The organism is Mycobacterium sp. 4858, from assembly GCF_900240975.1.
Taxonomy (GTDB): domain Bacteria; phylum Actinomycetota; class Actinomycetes; order Mycobacteriales; family Mycobacteriaceae; genus Mycobacterium.
The window spans coordinates 1,825,727-1,834,602 of record NZ_LT968775.1 but is presented as its reverse complement, the minus strand read 5'-3'; the positions used below and the strand labels follow the sequence as shown (position 1 = coordinate 1,834,602).

8 protein-coding genes are annotated in these 8,876 nt (G+C 63.5%); 2 read left to right on the top strand and 6 right to left on the bottom strand.

Going from position 1 to position 8,876, the window contains the following annotated elements:
* The coding region (locus tag C1737_RS08135) for a class I SAM-dependent methyltransferase (RefSeq protein ID WP_102417702.1) at positions 1 to 670 on the top strand (670 nt) is incomplete at its 5' end.
* Between the two features lie 8 nt (positions 671 to 678).
* Here the strand turns inward: C1737_RS08135 and C1737_RS08130 are convergent.
* The 5 genes from C1737_RS08130 to C1737_RS08110 form a co-directional block, all read right to left on the bottom strand.
* Positions 679 to 1,959, bottom strand: coding sequence for a glycosyltransferase (locus C1737_RS08130; protein ID WP_102417701.1), 1,281 nt, complete (start codon positions 1,957 to 1,959; stop codon positions 679 to 681).
* Positions 1,960 to 2,011: 52 nt separating this feature from the next.
* Positions 2,012 to 3,265 carry a glycosyltransferase gene (locus tag C1737_RS08125; RefSeq protein ID WP_102417700.1) on the bottom strand — a complete coding sequence of 418 codons (1,254 nt, stop codon included), beginning with the start codon at positions 3,263 to 3,265 and terminating at the stop codon, positions 2,012 to 2,014.
* A 190-nt stretch (positions 3,266 to 3,455) separates the two neighbouring features.
* A complete protein-coding gene (locus C1737_RS08120; RefSeq protein WP_102417699.1) occupies positions 3,456 to 4,547 on the bottom strand; it encodes a glycosyltransferase family 1 protein in 1,092 nt (363 codons plus the stop codon).
* Entirely contained in the window at positions 4,544 to 5,509 is a 966-nt protein-coding gene (locus C1737_RS08115) for a GDP-mannose 4,6-dehydratase (protein WP_102417698.1), read from the bottom strand. Before C1737_RS08115 ends, C1737_RS08120 begins: the two co-directional genes overlap by 4 nt.
* Before the next feature lie 241 nt (positions 5,510 to 5,750).
* The gene (locus C1737_RS08110; RefSeq protein WP_158243959.1) at positions 5,751 to 6,380 is read right to left on the bottom strand and encodes a class I SAM-dependent methyltransferase; all 630 of its coding nucleotides are present in this window, start codon (positions 6,378 to 6,380) and stop codon (positions 5,751 to 5,753) included.
* A gap of 658 nt (positions 6,381 to 7,038) precedes the next feature.
* Between C1737_RS08110 and C1737_RS08105 the strand changes: the two genes are divergently transcribed.
* On the top strand, positions 7,039 to 7,809 hold the full coding sequence (locus C1737_RS08105) for a phthiotriol/phenolphthiotriol dimycocerosates methyltransferase (RefSeq protein ID WP_199182794.1): 771 nt from the start codon (positions 7,039 to 7,041) through the stop codon (positions 7,807 to 7,809).
* 121 nt (positions 7,810 to 7,930) lie between these two features.
* Here C1737_RS08105 and C1737_RS08100 read toward each other — a convergent pair whose 3' ends face one another.
* Positions 7,931 to 8,875, bottom strand: a complete 945-nt coding sequence (locus tag C1737_RS08100; RefSeq protein WP_102417696.1) for an NAD(P)-dependent oxidoreductase — start codon at positions 8,873 to 8,875, stop codon at positions 7,931 to 7,933.
* Between the last annotated feature and the right edge of the window lies 1 nt (position 8,876).

Here is an 8,876-nt window from a genome sequence, read left to right as displayed (position 1 = left end):
CTTTCACGCGTTCCTGGACGATCCGGACTTCCAGCGCGCCTACCGGCGCGGCGCCCGATCGCTGGGCAAAGAGGATTGGTACCAGTGGCAGTGGCGCGTGCACGTCGGGCTGTGGGCGGCGGCCAGCGCCAGCAAGCTCGACGGCGACTTCGTCGAATGCGGCGTGAGCTACGGGTTCTTGAGCAGCGCCATCATGGAATACCTGGACTGGGACCGGCTGGGCAAGACGTTCTACCTGCTCGACACGTTCGCCGGACTCGACCCGCGCTTCGTCACCGAGAACGAACGCCGGTCCGGGGCACTGGAGATCAGCGAAGATCACCTGCGCAACGGGATGTATGCCAGCGGGGTCCAAAGTGTCCGCGCCAATTTTGCCGAATGGCAGAACCACCGCATCATCGTCGGCGCGGTGCCGGAGACGCTCGACGAGGTCGACGCGACCGCCATCGCGTATCTGCACATCGACATGAACTGCGCCCCACCGGAAGTCGCCGCGCTGCGCCATTTCTGGCCGCGGCTCACACCGGGAGCGTTCGTGCTTCTCGATGACTACGCCAACCGGGGGCGTGACGAGCAGCGCGCCGCCATGGATGCGGTGGCGAACGAACTGGGCGTGAAGATCTGCGCGTTGCCGACGGGTCAGGGCCTGCTGATCAAGCCGGCCCGTTAAGCATCGCTTCAGCTAGAGGCTTTCTCCCGGGCGGCCTTCTCCAAGAGATCGGCGGCCTTGGCGATGCTCTCGGCGGGGGTGGTCATCCGGGCGGCGAGTTCGCGGGCCCGGGCAGCATACTCCGGGGCGAGGATCTCGCGGAGGTCCGCGACAAGCGAGCCTTCGGTGGTCTCCGAGAAGCGTCGGGCGGTTCCCACCTTGAGGCGCTTGACCTGATTCCCCCAGTAGGGCTGGTCGGCCGAGCTCCACAGGATCAGCGTGGGGACGCCGGCACGCAGGCTCGCGGCGGTGGTGCCCGAACCTCCGTGATGAACGACCGCCCGGCACGCCGGGAACACCGATGCGTAATTCACCACGCCCACGAGCTTGACGTGGCCGGAATGCGGCACTCCGCTGAAGTCGGTTCCGCCGAAACACAGCAGCGCCCGCTCGCCCAGGGTCGCGGATGCCGAGCTGATCATCTCGACTGTGGCGGAAGGAGACTCGAGGGGAATGCTGCCCGAACCGAAGCAGATCGGCGGTGAGCCACCGGCGATCCACGACGCCACGTCCTCGTCGGCGTCCGTGGTCAACTCCATGGTCAGCGCGCCGACAAAGGGCCGTCGGTCGCCCCATTTCTTCGCCCATTCGGCGGCCAGGCCGGGAAAGCAGACGTCGTCATAGGCCTGGATCTCGAGCGAGCCGCGTTCGGCGATCCTCCGCGGGGAGGGTTTCGTGGCGGCGGGCAACCCGAGTTCGCGGCGCTGTTCGTTCTCGACCCGCTTGGTCGAGCGCCAAAACAACCACTCGACCGTCTTCATGCTGGAGCGGAACAGCGGCGCCGGCACGCGCGGAACGAGCTGGCCGTTGGCCCGCATCGGGAAGTGATGCAGTGTCGCCAGCGGAATGCCGTAGAACTCGGCGACGTTGGCGGCGGCCTGCTCGAAATTCAGGCCGGTGCAGAGCAGGTCGGCGCCGGCCGCAAGCGACGTGAGCGTGGTGCTCACCTCGCCCCAATGCCGGATGAGGGGCTCCCACACCTTGCGCATCAGTCGGATCGGGCTGCGGACCGTCCAGATGTTCCGGAAGAACTCCGCCCACATGTTGCGGAGGAACTCCTCGTCCAGGAAATCATGCAGTTCCGGGCCGTACGGGACCGCCGCGAGCCCGGCGGACTCGGCGAAGCCCACCAATTCCGGCGGGACGGCCATGGCGACGTCGTGCCCTCGGCGCACCAGCTCGCGGCCGACAGCCGCCAAAGGCTCGATGTCGCCGCGCGTTCCATACCCGGCGAGAACGAATTTCGTCACGGGTCCTAGCCTTGCAGTTGCCGTGCACCGGCGACGTCGGGGGTATGGCTCCTCACCCAATCCGTCCCACGCGCGCGAAGTTTTCCAGAAGGTCGGCGGTCTTGGTGATGCTGTCCGCGGGCTTGGTCATCCGGGCGGCCAGCTCGCGGGCGCGGGAGACGTAGTCGGGGGAGAGGATCTGGCGCAGGTCGGCCACCAGCGACGCGCGCGTGGTTTGGGAAAACGGCCGGGCGACACCGACTTTCAACCGATCCACCTGGCCTGCCCAGATCTTCTGATCGCTCATGCTCCAAAGGCTCAAGGTAGGCACGCCGGCGCGCAGGCCAGCGGCTGTGGTCCCCGCGCCGCTGTGGTGCACCACCGCCCGGCAAGCGGGAAAGACCGTTGCGTAGTTGACCACGCCCACGACCTTGACGTGGTCGGGATGGGCGACGCCACTGAAATCGGTTTTGCCCGAGCACACCAACGCCCGCTCGCCCAACTCCGCGCAGGCCTCGGCGATCATGGTGATGGTGTCGGCCGGCGAATCGACCGTTGTGCTGCCGAAGCCGAAGCAGATCGGCGGCGTTCCCGCCGCGATCCACGATGCGACCTCGTCGTCGACGTCCGTCGTCAGCTCCATGGTCAGCGTCCCGACAAAGGGGCGCTGGCCGGCCCACTTCGCCCATTCGTCGGCCAGGCCGGGAAAGCACACTTCGTCATAGGCCTGAATCTCCAACGCACCGCGCGCGGCCATCCGTTGCGGCGCGGGACCCTTCACCTTCGGCAGGCCGAATGCCCGGCGCTGCGCGTCCTCGGCCTTCTTGGTCACCCGCCACTGGACCCAGTCCAGCGCGGCCATCCCCGAGCGGACCAGCGGCGCCGGCAGGTTCGGGGCGAGCCGGCCGTTGGGCCGCATCGGGAAGTAATGCATGGTGGCCAACGGAAGGCCGAGGTGCTCGGCCACGTCCGCCGCGATCCCCGGGAAGCCCGGGCCGGTGAACACCAGATCGGCACCCTCGGACAGCGATGTCAGCGTCGCGCTCATCTCCGCCCAGGACCGGACAAGCATGTCCTGGGCTTCCCGCCATCGCCGTCTAACTTCGGGAAAGTTCCAGAACTTGGCCAGGAAGTCCGTGTCCCAGAAGCCTTCCTGCTGGTCCGGTCCATAGGCGGCGGCCGTCAATCCGGCCGACTCGACGAGGGCGACCAGGTTGGGCGGGACGGCCATGCCGACTTCGTGCCCGCGGCGACGCAGTTCCCGGGCGACCGCGGTGCAGGGCTCGACGTCGCCGCGGGTGCCGTAGCTGGCCAGGGCGAACTTCACGACTAGGTCTGCCTTTCGTTTGTCGTGCTGTAGGCGATGCCAAATGCCATTATCTATCTTCTGCTGCACGATGGGCATCGCCATTGGTTCAGCCTGGCGCTGGCCAACGAGCCGACGCGCATGCTTTCGCTGCACTGCCCGTTGGGTGGGTTGCGGCTCCTAGTTACGGAAGTTCAAACAGAAACCGCTGTCAGATGATTTCGCGGTAGATTCGCGCCGTCTCCGCAGCACACTTGTCCCAGGAGAATGCGGCGAGGCGCGCGTATCCGTGTGCCCGTAGATCATCCCGCATTCCTTGCGTCGTCACGACGCGTTCCAGAGCCGTGCGTAGCTCCTCGGGGCTGTTGGGATCGAAATAAGAGCCCGCGTCCCCGACAACTTCTGGAATCGATCCAGCATTGCTACAAACGACCGGGCAGCCGTGGTTCATGGCTTCGAGGGGTGGAAGCCCGAAGCCCTCGTACTTCGACGGGAAGACGAACGCGGTGGCTGCGCGGTAGCGTGCGGCTAGCTCCTGGTCAGAGCCGGACTCGTGGCGCACCCGGTCGGTGATGCCCAACCGACTGATCTCTTTGTGCTCGTCGGGCAGCAGTGGGGGGCCGCCGAAGGCTATCAGCTCGAATTCCTGCAGAACCGGAGAGCTGCCGTAGGCCTGCAGCAGGGTACTGAAGTTCTTGTAGCCCCGGCGATTTCCTACGTAGAGGAGTGATAATCCGCGCTCGCCATTATCCTGTTCTAGGGTGTCGGTCTCTGTGGTCATCGAATAGCCGAGATGCACAACACTAGTTCGTGCTGGGTCGATGTCGAAAAGACGCACAAGGTCCCGCCGCGTATTTTCGGAAATACAGATCACATGGTCGGCGCGATTGACCGCGGCGCGTTTGGCGCCTGTCACCCGCGTTGCGTCGGGGAACTCGTTAGGGAACAGCTCATAGATCATGTCGTACATCGTCACCACGCGTCGCCGACCCTTCCCGAAAGCCTTTTCTGCGAAGTAGGTTTCGTGAATGATGTCCGCATTCACTCCCCGCCATGCCAGCGGTGCGGCAAACCGGTTCACAATAGGGACAACGGGAATGCCTCCGAATGTGTAGGGTACATACTTGCCACGCGTTAGACGGCGCGCAGCATCTCCTTTCAGGTAGTTGTTAACGTGCAACGGAGCAACGACCGGTGCCTCGATGCCATAAGTAGGCAAGCGGCTTGCCAGCTCGAAGAAATAGCGCGAAACGCCGCCGTACCGCTGGAAAGAGAAGATCTGGTGGTCGAATGCGACTTTCACCGGCGCTCGACCTCAGCCATCTCGGCCTCAACCATTGCCTTGACGACATCGCGCATGCGGTAAGTCGCCGACCAACCGAGAACTTCCCGCGCTCTGGAAGCGTCGCCACGGCCTTCGGCGAGATCAGAAGGCCGCATTAGTGCCTCCGAAAGATCAGTGTGCTCGCGCCAGTCAAGCCCAACCTGCCCGAACGCAGTCTCGGCAAACTCCTCGAGAGTGTGGCTTTTCCCCGTGGCGATCACGAAGTCCGAGCCGGCGGGCTGCTGCAGCATGCGCCACATTGCGTCGACATATTCGGGGGCCCAGCCCCAGTCTCGTTTGATATTAATGTTCCCCAGCATAAGACGTGTCCGGTCGCCTGCGGCGATGCGGACCGCCGCCGTCACGATCTTCTTTGTCACGAAACGCTCAGGGCGCAAGGGTGATTCATGGTTGAACAATATTCCGGTGCTGGCGTGCAGCCTGTATGCGGTCCGGTAGTTCGCGACGAGCCAGTGCGCCGTACTCTTGGCGACGGCGTATGGGCTGCGGGGGCGAAAGGGCGTCTGCTCGTTTGCCGCGTGGCCTTCGGTATCCCCAAAGCACTCGCCGGAGCCGGCGCTGTAGAAACGAATCGGCTTGTCGAGAAAACGTATCGCCTCAAGCAAATTGATCGTGCCGACTGCGATGCTCTCAAGGGTTTCCACCGGTTGCTCAAACGACAGACCGACCGAGCTTTGTCCGGAGAGGTTATAGATTTCCTGGGGGTCGGTCCTGCGTAGCACATTCAGGACGCTGCGAAAGTCGTTGGCCGCCATGGACTCCAGATGCACGCGGTCGCGGATTCCGAGTCGCACCAGATTGGCGAAGCCACCGACCTGCGCATCGCGTGACGTACCGACCACCTCGTAACCCTTGTCGAGTAACAAGTGCGCCAGATAAGCCCCATCCTGGCCTGAAATGCCGCAGACGAGCGCTCTCAATCAAACCCTCCTGGGGTCTCCCGCGATATCAGCGTGTAGGAAGGAGGACCATCAGAACCTACGGCAGGTTCAGCTCGATGAGCAAGCACCCTACCGAAGTGCGGCGTTGCCCCACGCTTGCAGCCGCCCAAGCGATCGGGCCATGGGCCAGCTAGCGGACTTTACGGCCCCTGCTCCTGACACCCAGAGAAGGACTTAGCGCATTCGCGCAACTTTGCCGCCCCATTAAGCCCCATAACCGTCAGCTTGCGTTGTGGGCCACAATCACAATGCGGTCGGACACGCCACTCGACGTCGCATAGTGACGAACGGCCCCTTGACCAAAGACTTCGCAGGCCATCTCAAGGTAGCGCTCCGAAGGGCGGATGAAATCTCCTTCATCGAGCCGGACGACGAGGCGCCCGATCCAGTTCCATCGGTGCCGCGTCGGAACGGGCTCGGACATCAGCAAGACGCCCCTTCCGGGCACGAGAACGCGGCGGGCCTCTTGTAGAAAGCCATGCACGGTAGCGTCGTCGAGGTGGTGGATCACGCCGCTGATCAGCACTGCATCAAAAGAGCCGTCCGCGAACGGCAAGGATCGTCCGTCTGCAACCTCGAAACGGTAGCGGCTCTTGGTGGCGCGGGCGCGCGAGATGTAACGGGGATTCAGATCCACCCCGACGTAGCTCTCGGGGCGGAAAGAGCTCGCCATCACGCCTGTACCGCAGCCCAGGTCTAAGACCGACGCCGCCTCGGTGATTCCCTCCCTGCGCAGGACTCGTTTCTCGCCCCGGTACCCCGCTTCGAGTATCCAGCGGAGGAGATCGAACGTGCGCGGCTCAACTGCAAGAGCGTGGACCCCGCGGCGAGCCACGCGAAGGATGGTCACGCCATGAGACTTTAGCATCAGGGGCAATTGGAGGAATGGTTTCGACTCGGCCTGGGTGTGGGACGAGGCTCGGCTGACTGGGCGTAATCGAGCCGCATTTTTGTCGATCGGCCCAAGTACCTCGGCGTCCGCGCACTCCCGCCGGGAGTCGAGCGTCCTCTCGTGGCAGCCCTAGCAGCTCGACGACGGGGTGCCGATGATCCGCAGTGCGACAGCGGTCGAGAAGTTGTTCGCATCAACAGGATTCATGGTGTTATCCGGAGCCGATTGCCGCGCAAGCGGGAGGTACTCCTAGGCAAGATGCGCGACCGGCGCCACCAACACCTCGCTAGCTCGGCGCAGTTTCTCAATTCTGCGCACGCAGTCGGTGATTCTGCTTGATTACCTGCGTCGCCGCCCGCTCGTCACGCTCGCCTTGTGCGGCATGATCCGGACGCTCCCGTTCCGCGGGGCTTCACGTGCGCGTTCAGCTCCCGCGCCAGCCGCCCAACCACGATTCGGACCGGACTTCCGTTGCGGTCGCATCGCGTTCACTGAGCTCAACCATCTTTGAAAGAGCATGGCAAACACAAGGGTCGCCGAGAAGTAGCTGCAGGCGACTGGGGAACTGCACGGCCCATTCGCCGTATTAGCCCGCGCATCCTGTCATACTCCACCCGTGAGCCTCACGAACCGATTGCTGGTCACCCCGTCCTGGAAATTCCTTGCGAAGTACTTCTATCCCCTCGCCACCCGCTATTTCAGCGGTGACGATTTGGTGTTCCTCAACTGGGGCTACGAGGAGGATCCGCCGATGGCCCTGCCGCTGGAGACGTCCGACGAGCCCAACCGGTACTTCATCCAGCTTTACCACCGTACAGCGGCCCAAGTCGACCTCAACGGCAAACGCGTGCTGGAAGCTAGTTGCGGGCACGGCGGTGGCGCGTCCTATCTCATGCGCACCCTCGGTCCGGCCGCATACACAGGGCTGGACCTGGACCCCGCTGGCGTCGATTTCTGCCGAAAAAGGCACAATCTGCCCGGCCTGGATTTTGTGCAGGGCAATGCCGAAAGCCTTCCCTTCCCTGATCAGTCGTTTGATGCAGTGATCAGTGTCGAAGCCTCGCATTGCTACCCTTCGTTTCCCGGGTTCCTCGCCGAAGTGGCGCGCGTGCTGCGCCCGGGAGGCCACTTCCTGTACGCCGATTGGCGCCGACGCGACCGGATCACCGAATGGGAGGAGGAGCTAAGCGCCACTCCTATGCGGCTGATATCGGAAAGGGACATCAGTGAGGAGGTTGCGCGCGCATTGGAGAAGAATCTGCCGCGGTGGCAGGAGGTGTCTCGGTATTTCTCGGGCACGATTCGGCGGTATGTACACCCGAAGTTCAGCCGTGGACTGCGAAGCGGAGAGACGTCTTACCGCATGTACTGCTTCTCCAACGAGTGAGGCGGTGACCAACGACGCCTCATCGCGGTCTTGATCAGCATCACGTCTCGGACCACATGAGCAGACTCAAATGCGACGCCTTTGCGGGTCCGCCCTCCGCCAACCGATGTCTCCTCGGAACTCAATGCGAATCAGCAACGGAGGTGCCGACACTTGGAAAGCGCACGCGCCACAGTACGTCGTCGTAGACACGCTTGACTGTCACGGGGAAGGGTGTGATCGCCACGCCCTTAAATTCGTGCGAGAAATGTGTGCAAAGTCGCAGGTCCCGGACATGATATCTCGAGGACGGGCTGGTTCCGAGTGCAATCCGGACCGTGCGGTGTGCGACCTGCTGCACCGTTCGTAGGACGGTGCAGACGGACACGGGCCGTTGAGACGAGATATTGCGCAGTACCGGCGTCGACGGTTGATCCTGCACCGCATTCCTGACCAGCGTGCGCACCATCGCGGCGGCGTCGTCGACGTACAAGTAGTCGCGAAGGGTCTCCATCGGCACGAAAACGTTCAAAGACTGCCGCGTAACTGCGGCTCGGCAGAGCTGACTCACGAGACCCTGCTGTTTCACGAGGTTCTGACCAGGTCCGGCAAGGTTCGAGAATCGTCCGATGACGAGTGGGACGCGCCCTCCAAGCGCTGTCCACAGCATTTCCTCCTGAGCGAGTTTCATCTCGCCGTACGGGCTGAGCGGTCGTGGCGTCGTCAACTCGCTGAACGGTGGGTGAATCGACCCCGCGTATACGCCCCCCGCGGAGGACGAGAAGAAGATGGCACCTTGACCGACCGGCCGGGAGTCTTGCAGCTTCGTGAGGAAGTGAGACAAGATGCGCGTCTCCGCCCTGAGTTGCTCGGCCGTGGTCCCGACGACGCCACTTCCGGCGGCCCAAACAATCGACCAATCTTGGTTTTGGGCTGCTTGGATAAATCGACTGAGGTCGGAGTCAAGCACCTCAATCGCCGCATCGTGATTCTCCCATGGCACAGGGCGTTCTACGAACTTCGCGCCCATCGCGCGCGACACGGCGCTGCCGAGGAGTCCGCCGCGGCCCACGATCCACGTAAGCACC